This is a genomic window from Nocardia sp. NPDC055165 (genome assembly GCF_053606985.1).
The window spans coordinates 52,693-70,085 of the sequence record NZ_JBSGSS010000010.1 but is presented as its reverse complement, the minus strand read 5'-3'; the positions used below and the strand labels follow the sequence as shown (position 1 = coordinate 70,085).

General features: G+C 68.6%; 18 protein-coding genes. 10 read left to right on the top strand and 8 right to left on the bottom strand.

What is annotated here, in order from left to right:
- The first annotated feature begins 10 nt into the window (after nt 1–10).
- Nucleotides 11–1,399, top strand: a complete 1,389-nt coding sequence (locus tag ACWFRF_RS21325) for an FAD-dependent oxidoreductase (protein WP_449967861.1) — start codon at nt 11–13, stop codon at nt 1,397–1,399.
- 184 nt (nt 1,400–1,583) lie between these two features.
- Nucleotides 1,584–2,435: an amidohydrolase family protein gene (locus ACWFRF_RS21320; RefSeq protein ID WP_378995910.1), complete on the top strand. Its 852-nt coding sequence runs from the start codon at nt 1,584–1,586 to the stop codon at nt 2,433–2,435.
- Here the strand turns inward: ACWFRF_RS21320 and ACWFRF_RS21315 are convergent, their stop codons facing one another.
- Complete coding sequence (locus ACWFRF_RS21315; protein ID WP_379314021.1) at nt 2,436–2,918, bottom strand: DUF456 domain-containing protein; 483 nt, start codon at nt 2,916–2,918, stop codon at nt 2,436–2,438. It lies immediately after the preceding gene.
- A 128-nt stretch (nt 2,919–3,046) separates the two neighbouring features.
- On the opposite strand from ACWFRF_RS21315, the gene ACWFRF_RS21310 reads away from it, so the two are divergent.
- Together ACWFRF_RS21310 and ACWFRF_RS21305 are read left to right on the top strand one after the other, a co-directional pair.
- Nucleotides 3,047–4,144: a CaiB/BaiF CoA transferase family protein gene (locus ACWFRF_RS21310; RefSeq protein WP_378633631.1), complete on the top strand. Its 1,098-nt coding sequence runs from the start codon at nt 3,047–3,049 to the stop codon at nt 4,142–4,144.
- Nucleotides 4,145–4,222: 78 nt separating this feature from the next.
- Nucleotides 4,223–4,594 carry a hypothetical protein gene (locus ACWFRF_RS21305; RefSeq protein ID WP_379314018.1) on the top strand — a complete coding sequence of 124 codons (372 nt, stop codon included), beginning with the start codon at nt 4,223–4,225 and terminating at the stop codon, nt 4,592–4,594.
- Here ACWFRF_RS21305 and yczR read toward each other — a convergent pair.
- Nucleotides 4,581–6,080 carry a MocR-like transcription factor YczR gene (yczR, locus tag ACWFRF_RS21300; RefSeq protein ID WP_378995908.1) on the bottom strand — a complete coding sequence of 500 codons (1,500 nt, stop codon included), beginning with the start codon at nt 6,078–6,080 and terminating at the stop codon, nt 4,581–4,583. The genes ACWFRF_RS21305 and yczR overlap by 14 nt on opposite strands.
- A gap of 62 nt (nt 6,081–6,142) precedes the next feature.
- Here yczR and ACWFRF_RS21295 point away from each other — a divergent pair, with 62 nt between their 5' ends.
- The 3 genes from ACWFRF_RS21295 (at nt 6,143) to ACWFRF_RS21285 (ending at nt 8,004) form a co-directional block, all read left to right on the top strand.
- Nucleotides 6,143–6,406 (top strand): hypothetical protein, encoded by a 264-nt coding sequence (locus ACWFRF_RS21295; protein WP_452451850.1) that lies wholly within the window; start codon nt 6,143–6,145, stop codon nt 6,404–6,406.
- 37 nt (nt 6,407–6,443) lie between these two features.
- A complete protein-coding gene (locus ACWFRF_RS21290) occupies nt 6,444–7,007 on the top strand; it encodes a methylated-DNA--[protein]-cysteine S-methyltransferase (protein WP_378995904.1) in 564 nt (187 codons plus the stop codon).
- A gap of 178 nt (nt 7,008–7,185) precedes the next feature.
- Nucleotides 7,186–8,004: an alpha/beta fold hydrolase gene (locus tag ACWFRF_RS21285; RefSeq protein WP_452451848.1), complete on the top strand. Its 819-nt coding sequence runs from the start codon at nt 7,186–7,188 to the stop codon at nt 8,002–8,004.
- Here ACWFRF_RS21285 and ACWFRF_RS21280 read toward each other — a convergent pair whose 3' ends face one another.
- From ACWFRF_RS21280 to ACWFRF_RS21270, 3 genes are all read right to left on the bottom strand, one after another.
- Nucleotides 8,005–8,298, bottom strand: a complete 294-nt coding sequence (locus ACWFRF_RS21280; protein WP_378995899.1) for a hypothetical protein — start codon at nt 8,296–8,298, stop codon at nt 8,005–8,007. It lies immediately after the preceding gene.
- 191 nt (nt 8,299–8,489) lie between these two features.
- Nucleotides 8,490–9,371, bottom strand: a complete 882-nt coding sequence (locus tag ACWFRF_RS21275) for a hypothetical protein (protein ID WP_387445467.1) — start codon at nt 9,369–9,371, stop codon at nt 8,490–8,492.
- A gap of 233 nt (nt 9,372–9,604) precedes the next feature.
- On the bottom strand, nt 9,605–10,894 hold the full coding sequence (locus ACWFRF_RS21270) for an adenylosuccinate synthase (RefSeq protein ID WP_378995895.1): 1,290 nt from the start codon (nt 10,892–10,894) through the stop codon (nt 9,605–9,607).
- Nucleotides 10,895–11,141: 247 nt separating this feature from the next.
- Here ACWFRF_RS21270 and ACWFRF_RS21265 point away from each other — a divergent pair, with 247 nt between their 5' ends.
- From ACWFRF_RS21265 to ACWFRF_RS21255, 3 genes are read left to right on the top strand one after another with little or no spacing between them, the layout of a single operon-like run.
- Nucleotides 11,142–11,771: a hypothetical protein gene (locus ACWFRF_RS21265; RefSeq protein WP_378633606.1), complete on the top strand. Its 630-nt coding sequence runs from the start codon at nt 11,142–11,144 to the stop codon at nt 11,769–11,771.
- A complete protein-coding gene (locus tag ACWFRF_RS21260; RefSeq protein ID WP_378655872.1) occupies nt 11,768–12,556 on the top strand; it encodes a site-2 protease family protein in 789 nt (262 codons plus the stop codon). The genes ACWFRF_RS21265 and ACWFRF_RS21260 overlap by 4 nt, the downstream gene beginning before the upstream one ends.
- A 37-nt stretch (nt 12,557–12,593) precedes the next feature.
- Complete coding sequence (locus ACWFRF_RS21255) at nt 12,594–13,448, top strand: glycosyltransferase family 2 protein (RefSeq protein ID WP_378995893.1); 855 nt, start codon at nt 12,594–12,596, stop codon at nt 13,446–13,448.
- A gap of 2 nt (nt 13,449–13,450) precedes the next feature.
- Here ACWFRF_RS21255 and ACWFRF_RS21250 read toward each other — a convergent pair whose 3' ends face one another.
- The 3 genes from ACWFRF_RS21250 to ACWFRF_RS21240 form a co-directional block, all read right to left on the bottom strand.
- Complete coding sequence (locus ACWFRF_RS21250) at nt 13,451–14,617, bottom strand: FUSC family protein (RefSeq protein ID WP_378995891.1); 1,167 nt, start codon at nt 14,615–14,617, stop codon at nt 13,451–13,453.
- Nucleotides 14,618–14,642: 25 nt separating this feature from the next.
- Nucleotides 14,643–15,077 carry a DUF3151 domain-containing protein gene (locus tag ACWFRF_RS21245; protein WP_378633595.1) on the bottom strand — a complete coding sequence of 145 codons (435 nt, stop codon included), beginning with the start codon at nt 15,075–15,077 and terminating at the stop codon, nt 14,643–14,645.
- A 1,816-nt stretch (nt 15,078–16,893) separates the two neighbouring features.
- Nucleotides 16,894–17,391 carry a hypothetical protein gene (locus ACWFRF_RS21240; protein WP_452451843.1) on the bottom strand — a complete coding sequence of 166 codons (498 nt, stop codon included), beginning with the start codon at nt 17,389–17,391 and terminating at the stop codon, nt 16,894–16,896.
- Nucleotides 17,392–17,393 lie beyond the last annotated feature (2 nt).

Below are 17,393 nucleotides of genomic sequence, written 5' to 3'. Positions count from 1 at the left end.
GCGCGTAGAAATGACCGAACAGAGTGCAGCGACTCGCCCACTTCGCATTGCGATCGTGGGTGCGGGACCGGCCGGTATCTACGCCGCCGACGCGTTGATGAAGTCCGATGCCGACGTGAGCATCGACCTCTACGAGCGTATGCCCGCGCCCTTCGGCCTGATCCGCTACGGCGTCGCCCCTGACCACCCGCGCATCAAGGGCATCATCACCGCCCTGCACAAGGTCCTCGACAAGGACCAGGTCCGCCTGCTCGGCAACATCGACTACGGCACCGACATCACCCTCGACGACCTGCGCCAGTTCTACGACGCGGTCATCTTCTCCACCGGCGCCAACGCCGACCGCGCCCTGGCCATCCCCGGCATCGACCTCGACGGCTCCTACGGCGCCGCGGACTTCGTGTCCTGGTACGACGGCCACCCCGACGTCCCGCGTTCCTGGCCACTCGACGCCGAGAAGGTCGCGGTCCTCGGTGTCGGCAACGTCGCCCTCGACGTCGCGCGCGTGCTCGCCAAGACCGGTGACGAACTGCTGCCGACCGAGATCCCGCCGAACGTCTACGAAGGTCTCAAGGGCAACAAAGCCCTCGAGGTCCACGTGTTCGGTCGTCGTGGTCCCGCGCAGGCCAAGTTCACGCCCCTCGAGCTGCGCGAACTGGATCACTCGCCGACGATCGAGGTCATCGTCAACCCCGAGGACATCGACTACGACGAGGGCTCCGAAGCCGCGCGCCGTAACTCCAAGCAGGTCGACATGGTCGCCAACACCTTGGAGCAGTGGGCCATCCGCGACCACGGCGACCGCCCGCACAAGCTGTTCCTGCACTTCTTCGAATCGCCCTCGGAGGTCCTCGGCGCAGACGGCAAGGTCGTCGGCCTGAAGACCGAACGCACCCAGCTCGACGGCACCGGCAACGTCAAGGGCACCGGCAACTTCACCGACTGGGACATCCAGGCCGTGTACCGCGCCGTGGGCTACCTCTCGCAGAACGTCACCCAGCTGCCGTTCGACGATCAGGCGGGCACGGTGCCCAACGAGGCCGGCCGCGTGATCGCCGACGACACCGCCGAAGGTGACGCCCGATTCATGCCCGCCACCTACGTGACCGGCTGGATCAAGCGCGGCCCGGTCGGCCTCATCGGCCACACCAAGGGCGACGCCAACGAGACCATCGCCTGCCTGCTCGACGACGCCAAGGCCTTCGCCCCCGCGCCGAAGCCCGAGCTCGACGCCGTCACCGAGTTCCTCGAGGGCAAGGGCATCCCGTTCACCACCTGGGCGGGCTGGTACCGCCTCGACGCCCACGAGCGCGCCCTCGGCGAGCCCGAAGGCCGTGAGCGCGTGAAGGTCGTGGAGCGCGAGGACATGCTGCGCGCCTCCGAGCCGAACAAGGCCTGAGTTTTCGGCGCGCTGGCGCGCGCGTGTTCGCGGCCCTGAATGGCCCGCCGATCCCTCCTCGGGGTCGGGATGTGCGGGAGTTGGGTGTGCTGTCATGGCAGAACTCGGGGTTTCAGTGGTCCCGTCCTAGTGGGGGCGCGACGTTGAGCGCGCTCGCGCCGCAGAGATAAGGCATTCTGTACTGGTGTTCGATGCCCACGTCCACATCATCGATCCGCGGTTTCCGCTGATCGAGAACGAAGGCTATCTCCCCGAGCCCTACGTGATCGATGACTATCGAAAGCGTATGGCGCACTTCGATGTTCGCGGCGGTGCTGTTGTCAGCGCGTCTTTCCAAGGCGCTGATCAGACGTACCTGAAGGCAGCACTGGCCGCGCTCGGTCCCGACTGGGTCGGCGTGACCCGGCTCGATCTCGACGCCACCGACGACGAGATCCTCGCGCTGAACCGGGCAGGCGTACGCGCCCTGCGGTTCAACCTCAAGCGCGCCGCCGCCGACATCACCGAGATGACATTGCAGGCGTTGCGCGCCCACGAACTGGCGGGCTGGCACGTGGAGCTCTACATCGACGGTCAGATGCTGGCCTCGCTGCAACCGGTGATCTCGAAGCTGCCCGCGCTCTCGATCGACCATCTCGGCATGTCCGACGAGGGTCTGCCGTACCTGCTCGACCTGGTGGACCGCGGCGCCAGGGTGAAGGCGACCGGGTTCGGCCGGGTCGAGATGGATGTGGCCGAGACGCTGCGACGCATCCACACCGTCAACCCGGGTGCGCTGATGTTCGGCAGCGATCTGCCCGGCACGCGCGCAGGCAGGCCGTTCGAGGAGCGCGATGTGGACCTGATCTCGCAGGTGGTCGGCTCCGATATCCACGCGGTGCTCGAGGACAATGCCCGCGAGTTCTACCGGCTGCCCGCGGTGCGTCGCCCGAAATCCGAGCCGCTACCCCGCACCGAGAATCCGACTATCCCGATCCCGCGCAATCAGCTCCCCGGCGCGGACGACCACACCCGTCCGCTGCCGATCATCGAGTAGTCAGCTGATGATCGCGCCGGTGAGCCACACACCGGACGCGATCAGCGCGCCGAACAACTCGACCAGCATCGACAAGCCGACGCCCTTGAGCGCGTGCACGGTCGCGGGCCAGGCCAGGTCGTTGGTCTTCAAGCGGTACAGCTCGGCCAGGTACACACCGAGCACGAAGCCGATGAACAGGCCGACGATCGGGATCACGAAGAAGCCGGCGATGCCGAGCACCGCACCGGCCAGCAGCGCACGGTTCGACACTCCGGCTTCGCGCATCCGCTTGCCCGGCCAGGTGTACTTCACGATGCCGGAGAGCGCCAGCGCGACGGTGGCGATCGCCAGCACCGTCCAGGCCGTCGTACCGCCGGTCATGAACGCCCACACCGCGATTGCCGCGAAGATGAGGATCACGCCCGGCAGAATCGGTACGATCACGCCGACGATGCCGACCAGAATGACAAGGCCGACAACGACCTCACCCCACACGCCCACTATCGGGTCCTCCCGTTGCCACGCCGAGTCGCGCTCGTGCGAATTCTCGCCCATGCTCTACCCGAGCCGCCACCCCAGCGCTATTGTCGGAGTGTCAATACCGTTCGACGACGAACTGAGGTCACCGCGTGAGCACGGAGTCCACCGCCAAGCAGGGGCCCCTTGCGGGCATCAAGGTCATCGAGTTGGCAGGCATCGGGCCAGGTCCGCACGCCGCGCTGCTGCTGGCCGACCTCGGGGCCGACGTGGTGCGCGTGCAGCGCCCGAACCAGCTGCCCGGCTTCATGGAACGCCCCCAGTGGCGCGGGCGAACGATCGTCGAGGCGAATCTGAAGGACCCCGCCGACGTCGCCAAGATCCTCGACCTGGTCGAGAAGGCCGACGTGCTGCTCGAGGGCTTCCGCCCCGGCGTCACCGAGCGCATGGGCCTCGGACCCGACGAGGCGCTGGCCCGCAACCCGCGCCTGGTGTACGGCCGGATGACAGGCTGGGGCCAGCACGGCCCGCTCGCCGATCGCGCGGGACACGACATCAACTACATCTCGCTCACCGGTGTGCTCAATGCCATCGGGCGCAAGGGCGAGCGGCCGGTGCCGCCGCTGAACATGGTCGGCGACTTCGGTGGCGGCTCGATGTTCCTGGTGTTCGGCGTGCTCGCCGCGCTGGTGGAGCGGCAGAATTCCGGCAAGGGCCAGGTGATCGACGCCGCGATGATCGATGGCGCGCTTGCCCTTTCGCACATGATCTGGGGTATGCGCGGGGTCGGCCTGTGGTCCGACGAGCGCGGCACCAACCTGCTCGATACCGGCATGGCCTTCTACGACACCTATGAGACCTCCGACGGCAAGTACATGGCCGTCGGCGCGATCGAGCCGCAGTTCTACGCCGAACTGCTGGCCGGGCTGGAGATCGACCCGGAAGGTCTGCCGATGCAGATCGACCCGAACGGTCAGGAACAGCTGCGCAAGCTGTTCACCGACAAGTTCCTGACGAAGACCCGCGACGAGTGGGCCGCGATCTTCGACGGCACCGATGCCTGCACCACACCGGTGCTGACCTTCACCGAGGCCACCGAGAACCCGCACATCGTGGCCCGTACCGGCCTGATCGACATCGACGGTGTGGTCCAGCACGCGCCCGCGCCGCGCTTCTCGCGCACACCGGGCGGCACACCCACTCCCCCGCCGAACGTCGCGACACCGATCGAAACGGTCTGGGCTGACTGATTTGGCGGCCTGTCGTCGGTAAAGTTTTCCACTATCGACGACAGGCCGAGGTTCCGAACCGTCAGAACCCCACCGAAGGTGCTCGCCGCCCTCATCGCGGTCACCACCTTCGGCGCGGCAGTGCTGTGCTTCATCCTGGCCGAGGGATTGTTCGACACCCGTACCGCGCAGATCGCCGAAAACCATTGCCACAGTGCGGCACCGGTGCCGGTGATGGTGAGCGTGCTGAACGGGCTGGCGACCGGGATGCTGCTGGCCGCCGCCGTTTCGCTGCTGTGTCTGCTGGTGCTGCTGTTCCGCTATCCGTCCGAACGCGGCGCCGTCGCGGTGCCGCTGACCGCGCTGGGGTTGGTGGCCTCGGTGCTGTTCATGTTCGGGGCGGGGTACGAAACCGTGCGCCCCGAACCGGCTTCCACCGGGCACAACCCGTGCGCGTTCAGTAGCAGGTGAGTGGCTGGAGCGGATCGGCGGCGCGGGGCGTGAGGGCGTCGTAGGCCGCGGCGATGGATTTGACGGCGATGCGTAGCTCGGCTTCGGGGTGGGTGTACGGCAGCCGGACGAAACGCTCGAACGCGCCCTGGACGCCGAAACGTGGTCCGGCGGCCAGCAATACGCCGTGATTGGGCGCGGTGGCGGCGAGCGCGGTGGAAACCGGGCTCGGCAGCTGGGCCCACACCGACATACCGCCCGCGCCGACCGTGATGTGCCAGCCGGGGAGGTCTTCGGCGACGGCGTCGAGCAGGGCGGTGCGCTGGGCGCGCAGCTGTTCGCGACGACGCTCGAGAATGGGTTCGGCGTTCTCGAGCAGGTGGACGGTGGCCAGCTGATCCATCACCGGGGTGCCGAGGTCGACCGTGGAGCGGATGCCGAGCAGTTTGGTGATCAGCGGCTGACTGGTACGGATCCAGCCGACCCGCAGGCCACCCCAGAACGACTTCGACGCCGAACCGATGGTGACGATCTCCGAGCCCTTCGCGAACGCGGCCACCGGCGGGGGCATGGTCCCGTCCGACAGGTTCAGCTCGCCCATCGACTCGTCGACGACGACGGTCATCCTGGTGTCGCGGGCGATGGCGGCCAGTTCGGCGCGGCCCTCGGCGCCGAGCAGCAGTCCGGTGGGGTTGTTGAAGTCGGGAACCAGGTAGGCCAGGGTGGCCGCGGTCTGCCGCGCCGTACTGCGCAGACCTTCGAGATCCCAACCGGCATCAGGGAATTCGGGCCGTAGCGGAATCGGAATGGGGCGGGCGCCGACGTCGCGGATGGCTTCGATGGCGTTCGGGTAGGACGGGTGCTCGATCAGAACCCGGGCGCCGGGCGAGGCGAGCACGTTGAGGAGCAGCCGAAGTCCGTGCTGCGCACCGAGGGTCACCAGGATCTGGTCCGGTTCCGTCGGCAGACCGCGCGCGGTGTAGCGGCGGGCCAGTGCTTCGCGCAGCGCGAGGATGCCGACCGGGTCCATCCCGTGGGTGCCGAGGTAGGACGGGATTCCTTGCAGCGCTGTCGAATACGCGTCGTGGAGTTCGGGGGACGCGGGCATCGCGGCATAGGTCATGTCGATGGTCGGCAGTTCCGGCTGCGCCATCAGGGCCATGATGCCGCGGCTGGGCTTGGCGCCGTCGTGCTGGATCGCGGGCGGCAGCGCGACAGTGCTGCGAGAACCCTGGCGGCTGATCAGGTAGCCGTGTTCGCGCAGCAGCGAATAGGTGGAGGTGATGGTGGTGCGGCTGACGCCGAGAGTCCCCGCCAGATCGCGCTCGCTGGGCAGGGCCACGCCGAGTGGGGCGCGGCCGTCGTGGATCAGCAGGCGGATGGCTTCGGCCAGGGCCAGGTAGGCGGGCCGGTGCGGGCGGCGTTCGGCCTCGCCGCCGGTTTCGGGATCACGCCACCGGCCGAGGTCGCGAGCCAACCCTGCCGCACCGATCACTCTTGTCGCCATAAAGTCCAGTATTCCCTAAGTGGATATTTCTAAGCAAGGCCAGTGGGTGGATTCTTACTGGCATGACCACTTTCCTAGCCCTCACCGTTGCCGTTGCCTTCGGGTTGGCGGTCTACCACTTTTCGCCCAAGAAGGGCGAACTACCCTTCTGGCCCTTCCAATATCTGCCCCATGACCGGGCATTCGGCACCTACGACGAGCAACGCCTCTACCGGGATCTCGATGCGATGCGTTCCTACGAGGTAGTCGACGATGCAGTCCAGTCGCACGAAACTGGCCTTGAAGTCCAGTCGACAGACACGCAGCGAGGGTCGCTCGCGGCGTGAGTGTGTCTTTGTCGGTGGGTCGGCGCACACTGTGATCATGAGTGACTCGACGCAGACCGAGACGGTGGTCTCGGCACTGTTCGACACCGCTATCGGGCTGTGCGCGATCGCCTGGCACGGTGACGCCGTTGTCCGGTTCCAGCTGCCCGAGGCCAGCGAGGAGGAAACCCTCGCCCGGATCACCCGGCCGTTCGCCGGGTCACCGGTGCCGGAGAGCGCGCCGGGGCCCGTGATCGTCGAGGCGATAGCGGGAATTCGCGCCCACCTCGATGGAGCGGTCGACGCACTGCGCTGGATCGAGGTGGACCTGCGGGGTGCACCGGAATTCCATCGCGCGGTATACGCGGTGACGCGCGAGATCGACCCGGGTCACACGCTCAGCTACGGCGATATCGCCGGCCGGATCGGGGCTCCCGGCTCCGCGCAGGCCGTCGGACAAGCGCTGGGGCGCAACCCGGTGCCGCTCATCATTCCCTGCCATCGGGTGCTCGCGGCCGATCACGCGCTGCACGGATTCTCGGCGCCGGGCGGGATCGGCACCAAGGCGCGGCTGCTGGAGATCGAACGGACGCCGGGCTTCGGTGAACCGATGCTGTTCTGATCGGCAACCCGTTCGGCAGCGCACCGATGAATTCTCGCGACGCGCCCCGTCTCAACGAACAAGATCGGACTCGCCCGGCTCGTACCAGCTGCCGGGTCCGCGAAACCCACGCGGACCTGCGGTCGAGGTGATCGCGTACCGTCGAGCGAGGCGGCCCGTTATCGAGAGGAATTCCCCCATGCAGACTGTGACGTCGGCCGACGGCACCACGATCGCCTACGACCGGATCGGTGAGGGGACCGCCGGGACCGTCATCCTGATCGGTGGCGCCTTCAGCTACCGCGCGTTCCCCACGATGGTCGAACTCGCGCAGGCGCTGGCCGACGACTACGGGCTCAGGGTGCTCAACTACGACCGGCGCGGGCGCGGTGACAGCACCGACTCCCCCGGCGTGTACGACGCGGCCAACGAGATCGCCGATATCGCGGCGCTGGTCGAGGCCGCGGGCGGGAAAGCGGCGCTGTTCGGCTGGTCCTCCGGCGCCGCGCTGGCGCTGCTGGCAGCGCGGTCCGTGCCCGGCGTCACCGAGGTGGTGGCGTTCGAGCCACCGTTCGTGGTCGACGCGAAAGGCCATGTGCCACCGAAGGATCTGGCAGCCAAGCTGCACCCGATGATCGCGGCGGGCGATCGCGGGAAGACCGTGCGGTACTACATGACCAAGGCGATGGGGATGCCGTTGCTCATGGTGGCGGCGATGCGGGTGACACCCTTCTGGAAGACGCTGACGGCAACGTCGAACTCGACCGCGCACGACTGGGCCGTGATGAAGCCGTACATGCAGGGCAAGAAGCTGGACCCCGCCGACTGGCGAGGAGTCGAGGTGCCGGTGCTCGTACTGGCGGGCGACCGCACCGCACCGCTGCTCATCAAGGGCTCGAAGGCCGCCGCCCAGGTGCTCCCGAACGCGCGATTCGCCGAACTCCCCGGCGTGAGCCACAACCCCAAGATCTCGATCCTCGCCCCCGCCGTCGGCGAATTCCTCACCCGCACACAGTAATCAGGGCGGGGGTGGGTGATCGCGGAAGAACTGGCACGGCTCACCGGTGAGGTAGCCGTCCAGACACGCGAAATAGACCTGGACGCAGCTGTTACTCGTGCAACCGACGGTATAGAGCATCCCGCGAATGCGTTCGTTGCGCTGCTGCGAGGGGGCGAGAGTCTGCGCGGGCGGCGGCGCCGAACTCACCGGGGAGACGCTGGGCGAGGGAGCCGGCGCGTCCGGGGCGGCGCAACCGGGCAGGACCGCCAGCGCGAGCAGAGCCGCCGCGGCTGACCCACGTCGCAGAGCCATCATCCACCTCCGTCCGAAACCCTTCTCGACGCTACCCCGGCGAGTATCAGGACGCCGAAGTGGTCGCCGGGGCCGATTCCCACCGGGATCGCAGAACTACGGTCATGCGGTTGGGACCTATTACGCCGAGCGCCCGGTCCGGCCGGGGTTCCGACCGGACCGGGCGATGGGTGAGCCCGGCCGACAACCGATCAGAGAGTCGCGCCGTAACCGCTGCCGAGCACGCCGCCCGCGACGGCACCCGCCGCGGCTGCGGGGACGCCGAGCACTGCGGCGCCGGTAGCCGCACCCGCCGCGGCGCCGATGGCAGCGCCCGCACCGGTGCTGGCGGCTGCGATCGGCCACGCCAGGGCAAAGCCCGCGGGAATCGCCGCCAGGGCGCTCGCGCCCGCGGTCGGGACCGCGGCCGCGGCACCGAGAATCGCGGCCGCACCCGCGGTGCCCGCGGCGCCCACCGCGAAGCCGACCCCGGCACCGATGCCGGCGCCGATGAGGCCGCCGCCGACCGCGCCGACCGCGGCAGCCGGAACACCCGCGATCGCGGCTCCGGCCAGCGCGCCACCGACGGTCGCCGCGGCGATCTTGTCCGAGCGGCTCGGGTTGATGCCGACCGAGCGGCCCTGGGTGGCGATCGCGGCTTCGGCGTCGGCGGCGGTGCCGTTCACACCATCGAGGACGTCGTTCGGAACCTCGTCCGGGACCGGGCTGGTGAAGTCGCCGATGCGCAGTGTCCGCTCGGGCGGGGCGATCGGGGCCACCGGCTCGACCGGCTCCGGAAGGTGGAGTTCCTCGATGACGATCGGCGGGGCCGGGGTGGTGTACTCCGGCACCGGGCGCGACTCCGGACGCTCAGGCGTGAGATGCCCGAGCGAATCCGGACCGTCGAACTTCGCCAGATCCGAGCGACCGCCTTCGTCGGCAGGCGACTCGGTGGTGACACCCGGCTGCACTGGAGCCACATTCACACCGGGCTGCGGCACCGCGATAGCGACGCCCGCACAGGCGAGGGCCAACGCCATGGGCACCACCCCGATCACCGGCCGAGCGACCCGCCGCACCGTCGAAGAGTTCACATTCACAGACCGACGGATCACGCCGACACCCGCTAACACTCGAGGAGAACGGCACGTCCCCGCGTGCCGCCCCGCGACGATAGCGTTAGCCAGCTGGATGCCACAAATCGATAGCGAGTCCACATAATTCGCGCACACCGCCCTGACCAGTACCGATATTCGGAACCCCACCCAAAACAAAGGTCCGGTGCCGTAACCGGCACCGGACCTCCGACTGGTTTCCCAGGCTCACATCACCCGAGCACGTCGTGCCGAACGATCGTCTGGTCGCGACCCGGACCCACACCGATGCACGAGATCCGCGCACCCGACAGCTCTTCCAGCCGCAGCACGTAAGCCTGGGCGTTGGCGGGCAGCTCCTCGAAGGTGCGGGCGTGGGAGATGTCCTCCCACCAACCCGGCAGCTCCTCGTAGATCGGCTTGGCGTGGTGGAACTCGGTCTGCGTAGTCGGCATCTGCTCGACCCGCTTGCCGTCGATCTCGTACGCCACGCAGATCGGCACGGTATCCAGCCCGGACAGCACGTCCAGCTTGGTGAGGAAGTAATCGGTGACCCCGTTGACGCGCGTGGCGTACCGGCTGATCACCGCGTCGAACCAGCCACAACGCCGCGCACGACCGGTGGTGACACCGACCTCGCCGCCGTTCTTGGCCAGGAACTCACCGAAGTTGTCGAACAGCTCGGTCGGGAACGGGCCGGAGCCGACGCGGGTGGTGTAGCACTTGAGAATGCCGAGCACCGTGTCGATCTTGTTCGGTCCGATACCCGAACCCACCGCCGCGCCACCCGCGGTCGGGTTCGACGAGGTGACGAACGGGTAGGTGCCGTGGTCGACGTCGAGCAGCGTGCCCTGCGAGCCTTCGAGCAGCACGGTGTCGCCGCGCTCGAGCGCCAGGTTCAGCTCGAGCCGGGTGTCGGAGATGCGGTGCTTGAACGATTCGGCCTGCTCGAGCACCTCGTCCACCACCTGCTGCGGGTCGAGCGCGCGGCGGTTGTAGATCTTGACCAGCACCTGGTTCTTGAACTCCAGGGCGGCTTCGACCTTCTGGGTGAGGATCTTCTCGTCGAGCACGTCTGCCACCCTGACGCCGACGCGGGCGACCTTGTCCTGGTAACAGGGACCGATACCGCGACCGGTGGTGCCGATCTTGCGGTTGCCGAGGAAGCGTTCGGTGACCTTATCGATGGCCACGTGATACGGCATGATCAGGTGCGCGTCAGCGGAGAGCAGCAGGCCGGAGGTGTCGACTCCGCGCTCTTCCAGACCGGCCAGTTCGTCGAGCAGCACGCCCGGGTCGACGACGACACCGTTACCGATGACGTTCTTCACACCGGGGGTGAGGATGCCGGACGGAATCAGGTGCAGCGCGAACTTGTCGCCATTGGGAAGAACCACCGTGTGGCCGGCATTGTTGCCGCCCTGGTATCGGACCACCCACTGCAACCGCTCACCGAGCAGGTCTGTAGCTTTGCCCTTACCCTCGTCGCCCCATTGGGCACCGATGAGGACGATTGCCGGCATTTCGGAGTCTCCTACAGATCGACGGCAGCACACGCGGCACTGCAGCTACCTGCCGTACTGAGGCGGTGGCCGGAGACACAGTCTAGCCGACGCCTGATCAGGTCCCGTCGACCTGCCCCGCCGGAGCGGTTCGACCCCGCCCTACCGCACCTGCCCTGATCGGTTACGGTTACCAGTCGGCAGTGATTTTGCGTGACCGAGGAGGGTGTACCGCAGTTTGAGTACCCACGTTCTCCGATGCGGTGAAATGCCGGTCCCGATCGCGCTCTCCTCGTTACCCAACACCCAGACCGGGCGTGTCCCCGATGTCGCGGTGATCGACGAGTTGCTTCCGGTGCTGGCCGCCGACAGCCTGCCGCGCCTGATCGTGCTCGGCGCCGATGCCTCGCTCGCGGCCGTGCTCACCCATCTGATGCGCACCGAGCGATTGCACGTCGAAGTCGGTTTCGTCCCGGTCGACACCACCTACGCCTCGCGGGTCTATCAGACCGGAACCGGCAACGGCGCCGCGAAGCGCGCGGTAGAGGGCCGGGCGATCGAGACCCCGCTGATCCGCGACGACACCGGCACCGTGCTGGTCGGCCGCGCGAGCATCACCGGTGTGGACGGCGCGAAGCTCGAGGGCGAAGCCTATGTCGACGACACGCTGCTGTTCACCGGCAAGGTCACCACGATGCTGATCTCGCCCACGATGACCATGCCCGGCGTCCGCGCGCGAGTGCGCAAGGGCCTGCGCAAGCGCACCTGGGTGTCCGGCCGCGCCGCCCAGCTCGGGACGCCGGGGGCGGTCGTCACCCGCGACGGGATCACCGCCGAACGCACCGTCCCCCGCTCGACCTTCTATCGATTCGAACAACCCTGGCTATTGGTGCGATGACCTATTCCTTCCCCTCGGATCGGCGGTCCGGGCACAGCGCGGTCCGGCCGAGCCCGGTTTTCCTGCTGATCGTCCTGATCACCGTGGGCGGCGGTGCGCTCGCCTGGGACGCCGACATCGATTCGGTGCGCGCCAAGGTCGGCGTCTTCGTGCTCGTGGTGTTCGGCTGGATCATCAGTTTGTGCCTGCACGAGTTCTCCCACGCGTATGTGGCGTGGCGGGCAGGCGATCACGAGGTGGAGGTGCGTGGGTATCTCACGCTGAATCCGCTGAAGTACAGCCACCCGGTGCTGTCGATCGGTCTGCCGCTGGTGTTCATCGCGCTCGGTGGCATCGGGTTGCCCGGCGGTGCGGTGTATGTGGACACGACACGGTTCAAGACGAGTGTGCAGCGCCTGGTGAGCGCGGTCGGACCCGCGTCGAACGCGCTGTGCGCGGTGGTGCTGCTGATCGTGATCCGGGCTTTCGGCTCGGTCGCCGAGCATCCCGCGTTCTGGTGCGGGCTCAGCTTTCTGGCGTTTCTGCAGATCACGGCGTTTCTGCTGAACATTCTGCCGGTGCCGGGGCTGGACGGCTACGGCATCATCGAGCCGTCGCTGAGTTACCAGACCCGGCGCTCGCTCGATCAGTTCAAGCCCTACGGCATGTTGATCCTGTTCGCTGTCATCTTTTTCACCCCGCTGAGTCAGGTGTTTTTCAACGGTGTTTACGCATTGTTCGAACTGTCCGGGGTACCTGAGGTGTGGGCCGCCTATGGTGGCCAATTGACCCGATTCTGGCGTTAGCCTCGGGTCAGCATCGACCCTGGAACGGAAATTGCGTATGAGCTCCACCGGATCGTCCGCTGTCCTGTCCGTCGTCATCCCGGCGCTCGACGAAGCAGCGGGCATCACCGCATGCCTCGAGCGCCTCGTCGACCAGGACACGATCGATGAGATCGTCGTCGTCGACAACGGCAGCACCGACAACACCCGCGAGATCGTCGCCGAACTCGCCACCCGACATCCCAAGATCGAGCTGATCTGCGAGCCGCAGCCCGGCGTCGCGTTCGCTCGCAACACCGGCTTCGACAAGGCCCGCGGCGACTACCTCGGCCGCATCGACGCCGACACCCTGGTCTCCCCCGAGTGGGGCGCCACCGTGCGCGCCCACCTCGACTCCTACTCGGACACCATGGCGGTGACCGGCATCAGCACCTATCACGACTCCCCGATCGGCATCTTCCTCGCGGCCGCGATCGGCGGCCAGGAACGGCTGGGGATGATCAAGACCCAGCCCGTCGGCAATGTGCACGGCGCCAATATGGCGATCCGGCGCTCGGCGTGGGACCAGGTGCGTGCCGCCACCACCACCCGTCGCGACCTGCACGAAGACCTCGACCTGGCGCTGTGCCTGTCGAAGGCGAAGCTGCGCATCGACCAGCTGCCGACGCTGCGGGCCGAGATCTCCGCGCGCCGTCGCAAGACCCCGCCGGACGTGTGGTGGCAGTACCAGTTGCGCGGCCTGCAGACCATCGCCAATCAGGGCTACGCCATCGTGCCGTTCCACCGCGCGGTGATCACCGGCGCCTGGATCATGCACACCTCGCAGTGGCCGATCTACCGGGCGTGGGATTTCGATCGCAAGCGTTTCTCGCTGCGATCGGGGCGCCCGCGCGTTTCCCCCGTCGGCAACTGAAGTCACTCCTCGGGCGTCACATACGGATTGGGCACAGTGGGCGGAAGCAGGGCGATCGCCGAGATGCGCTGCATTCCGCACACCACCATCAGATCCACCACGATCGAGCGCAGCTGCGCGAACACCACATGCGCCGACAAGCCCGCCCCGACAACGAGTTCGGGGCGGGCAGCCTTGGCGACGCCGCGCAACGAGGTGAGAGCTTCGGCCTGATCGGGTTGCTCGCCCGGATCGGCCAGCATCATCTTGCGGACCACGTCGGTGGCGTGGCCCAGCTGGTCGACCAGGTCGATCAGGCGCGGATCGAGGACCTCGTCGTCGCGGACCAGAGTGAGCGAACGGCGCAGCAGCACGCGGGTATTGCGAACGGCGTTGTCGAGCGGATCGGCCGCGTTGTGGATGCGTTCCAAACGCTTTCGGGAGTTCCAGTACAGCGGTGAGATGCGGCTGATCTCACGGCCGCCCGCGAGCGCGTCGCGCAGGGCGTCGATCTGGGGCTGGGTGTCGCGCACCGCCGACAGCGAGTCGGAGACCTTCGTCGAGTTCTGTTCGAGCAGGCCCTCGGCGCAGGTGATCATCGATTTGCTCATCACCGACAGCACGCCGGCAGCGTGTTCGCGGGCGCGGCGCACCGGGTGCAGGGGGATCAGCGCGACCATCACCACACCGACGAGTCCGCCGATCAAGGCGTCGATCATGCGGTTCGGACCCGCGCCGGGCGCCTGATTCAAGGTCGAGACCAGCACGGCCGAACCCGCCGCCTGCATGGTCATGAGCGCGCCGCTGCCGAGAAAGACCGACACCGACATGGCGCCGCCGACCACCAGGGCCACCTGCCAGACGCCGGTCCCGACCTGCGCGATGAACAGGTCGCCGATGCCGATGCCGACCGCGACACCCACCACCAGTTCCACCGACCGGCGCACTCGCGCACCGAACGAGATACCGATGGAGACCACCGCGGCGGTCGGGGCGAAGAACGGTTCGATGTGGCCGACGAGGTTGTGGGCGATGAACCACGCCAGCCCGGCGCCGAGCGCGCACTGGATGATCGGAATCGCCGAGAGCCGCAGGCGCTCGATCGACGCCCGGTACCGGCCGACGGTACTGACCTTGGCGGCCGCGACAACCGGAGTGGCGACGGCGACGAAAGGCTTGTGTTCGCTCACCTACGACTCGGACCCGGCCACTGGCTCAGTCCAGGCCGAGTTCGTTCGCCGCGCGCGGGTCGCAGTCTTCGAGCAGGTCGAGGCAGCGCGCGTACTCCTCGGTCTCGCCGATCGTCTTCGCGGCGCTCGCCAGCGCGCCGACGCTGCGCAGGAAGCCCTGGTTGGGTTCGTGACTCCACGGGACGGGGCCGAAACCCTTCCAGCCGTTGCGCCGCAGCAGGTCGAGGCCGCGGTGGTAGCCGGTGCGGGCGAAGGCGTATGCCGCGACGGTGTCGTGGTTCACCTCGCCGCCGGCGCGCTGCAGAGCGGCTTCCGCCAGCTGGGCCCACGCGATCGACGCGGCCGGGAACTGCGCGGCGACATCGACCGGGTCGGTGCCCGCGGCAATGGCGTCCTCGGCGTCGATCAGTTCGGGAAGGAGGACCGGCTGCGGTCCGAGCAGGTCACCGAAGGAGGTCATGGGTTCATTGTGCACCGAGGCTGTGGCAGTCGCCGACCGGCCCGCCGCTCAGCGACCGGCGGTCTCGCCCGCGCAGCGCCCGTCACGCATGCCTTCACCTTCGCTCGGGCTGTGCGCGGCACGCCCGGAACCCGGCCCTGCGACGTCGGCTGTCGCCCTTCGCTCCGATCGCGCGCGCAAGCTCGCGACCACTCGGCGGTCGCACCTCGGGAGCCTGCCTGTCTCTTCGCCGCCGCCGTGCGCGCGAGACTTGGGACCGCTTCGCCGCTGTGCCTATTAGGCTGAGCGCAGAGTGCAACGTTCGAGCCTGAGCGAGGGGTACAGAGGTGTCCGACCCGACCGACGAGAACAACCCGGCAGCAGAGTCCGCCGGTCCCGGCGCGCCCGGCCAGCGTGACGATTCGTCCGCGTCCCCTCCCGGCGCACCGGAGTCGGTCACCGAGCCGGACCGGGCGACGAGACCGCCGGTGGGTCCTGATGAGACCGTGGTGATCCGGCGAGGAGATCTGCCGGGTCGACCCGATGACGGTGCGCGCGTGCAGGACGCACGTTCCGGTGGGACGCAGCCCGCCGCGGGGCAGGGCGATCAACCCGGAGGTGCTCAGCGCCCGGGTGGTCCCGATGCACCTGGTGGTGCTCAGCGCCCGAGTGGTCCCGATGCATCCGGTGCTCCTCAGCGCCCGGGTGGGCCCATGGCTTCCGGTGGATCGCGGGCGCAGAGTGGATCTGTACAAGAAGGACCCCGCGCGCCGCAGGGTAACGCCGCTGGTGGGCGGCCGGACAGCACTGCGCCCGGCGCCGGACAGGGTTCCGCGCGACAAGGCACTGTGCCTGGCGGGCAACAGTCTTCGGGACCGGGTGCACAGCAGTCGTGGGGCCGCCCGGGGTTCACGCCCGGTGGGGCGCGGCCGGGAACGGGACAGCCGGGCAATGTTGCTGGTACTCAACAACCTTCAGGCCGCCCGGGCAATACGCCCGGTGCACAACCGTATTCGGGCCAGAACGGGCCGCGTGCCGCGGGCCCGGCCGGCGGGCCCGGTTCGCCGCAGGGCGGCGGACCACACGTGGGACGCGGGCCGAGTGGACCCCAGGCGGGTTTCGGGCCGAGCGGTCGTCCCGGTTCGCAGCAGCCAGGTGGACAACCAGCGGGACGCGGGCCGAGCGGCCCGGGTTCGCCGCAAGCGGGTGGACCGCAGGCGGGACGCGGACCGAGCGGCGGGCCCAGTTCAGCGCAAGCGGGTGGACCGCCCGCGGGCCGTGGGCCGGGTGGCCCGGGATCGCCGCAAGCGGGGCGCGGGCCCAGCCCTCAAGGTGGTGGACCGAATCCGGGGTACGGACCGGGCGGTGGTCCAGATTCGCAGCGGGCCGGTGGACCTCGCGTCGAGGGTGGAAACGCCGGTGCGCCCGGCGCTCGGCAGGCGGGCGCACCGAGCAATGTGAGCGGTGGATCGCAGCCCGCCGGACCGGGTGGCGAGGCGCGAGTCGGCGGACCCGGTGGTGGCTCGCCTTCCGCCGGGCGGCAGGGGAACGCGCCCTCGGGATCGAATGGCCGATCAGCGGACCAAGGGGCGGAACAGGATTCAGCTGACGGCGGCTCGCCGTTGGCCGGATTGTCGAAGGGGTTGCCCGGCGGGAGCCGGGACGACCGAGCGAAGGTTTCGGGCCCAGCGGCTCGGGACGAGCAGGGTTCCGACATCGCCGGACCGGACGCGCCGACGACCGCGATGCCGATTCCCGGGCGGAACCCGTCGGTGGGGCGCGGGGGTTCGGCAGATGACCGCACGGTGAAAATGGGTGGCTCCCAGGCGAAATCGGCTCAGGCCGATGTGCCGACTGCCGCGATGAACAGGGCCGATCTCGCGGCGGCGTCGGATGCGGAGTACGGCGACGAACCCACACCGAATGACACCACCGCACGTGGCGCGGTGGTGGGAGCAGCGGCGGCAGGCGCCGTCGCCGCAGGTGCCGCGGCGGCGAGCGGCGCATCCGACGAGACGTCGGATGCGCGAGGCTCGGCGTCGAACGCCGAGGACAGCTCCGACACACGGGCGCAGGACGGCGACAGCTCCGCGGAAGGGACCGCAGCCGAAGCTGATTCGAATGCGTCCGCCACCGCAGAGCAGAAGGACGACCCGACCGCCGCGGCGAAGACGAACACCGAAGCCGACTCGGTCACGACCACCGGGTCCACAGCTTCACGGCCCGCGAGCACCGCACCCTCACCTGCCGAGCAAGCGGCGGACGCCGAGGCAGCAGGCGCACGGTCCGCGGCGACAGGGTCCGCAGCCGCCGGGTCCGCAGCCGCAGGATCCACGG

Coding starts and splice junctions, on each gene's coding strand:
- ACWFRF_RS21325 (WP_449967861.1), top strand. CDS start 11: ATGACCGAACAGAGTGCAGCGACTCGCCCACTTCGCATTGCGATCGTG.
- yczR (WP_378995908.1), bottom strand. CDS start 6,080: ATGGCGACAAGAGTGATCGGTGCGGCAGGGTTGGCTCGCGACCTCGGC.
- ACWFRF_RS21270 (WP_378995895.1), bottom strand. CDS start 10,894: ATGCCGGCAATCGTCCTCATCGGTGCCCAATGGGGCGACGAGGGTAAG.
- ACWFRF_RS21280 (WP_378995899.1), bottom strand. CDS start 8,298: ATGGCTCTGCGACGTGGGTCAGCCGCGGCGGCTCTGCTCGCGCTGGCG.
- ACWFRF_RS21290 (WP_378995904.1), top strand. CDS start 6,444: ATGAGTGACTCGACGCAGACCGAGACGGTGGTCTCGGCACTGTTCGAC.
- ACWFRF_RS21285 (WP_452451848.1), top strand. CDS start 7,186: ATGCAGACTGTGACGTCGGCCGACGGCACCACGATCGCCTACGACCGG.
- ACWFRF_RS21265 (WP_378633606.1), top strand. CDS start 11,142: ATGCCGGTCCCGATCGCGCTCTCCTCGTTACCCAACACCCAGACCGGG.
- ACWFRF_RS21255 (WP_378995893.1), top strand. CDS start 12,594: ATGAGCTCCACCGGATCGTCCGCTGTCCTGTCCGTCGTCATCCCGGCG.
- ACWFRF_RS21295 (WP_452451850.1), top strand. CDS start 6,143: ATGACCACTTTCCTAGCCCTCACCGTTGCCGTTGCCTTCGGGTTGGCG.
- ACWFRF_RS21245 (WP_378633595.1), bottom strand. CDS start 15,077: ATGACCTCCTTCGGTGACCTGCTCGGACCGCAGCCGGTCCTCCTTCCC.
- ACWFRF_RS21260 (WP_378655872.1), top strand. CDS start 11,768: ATGACCTATTCCTTCCCCTCGGATCGGCGGTCCGGGCACAGCGCGGTC.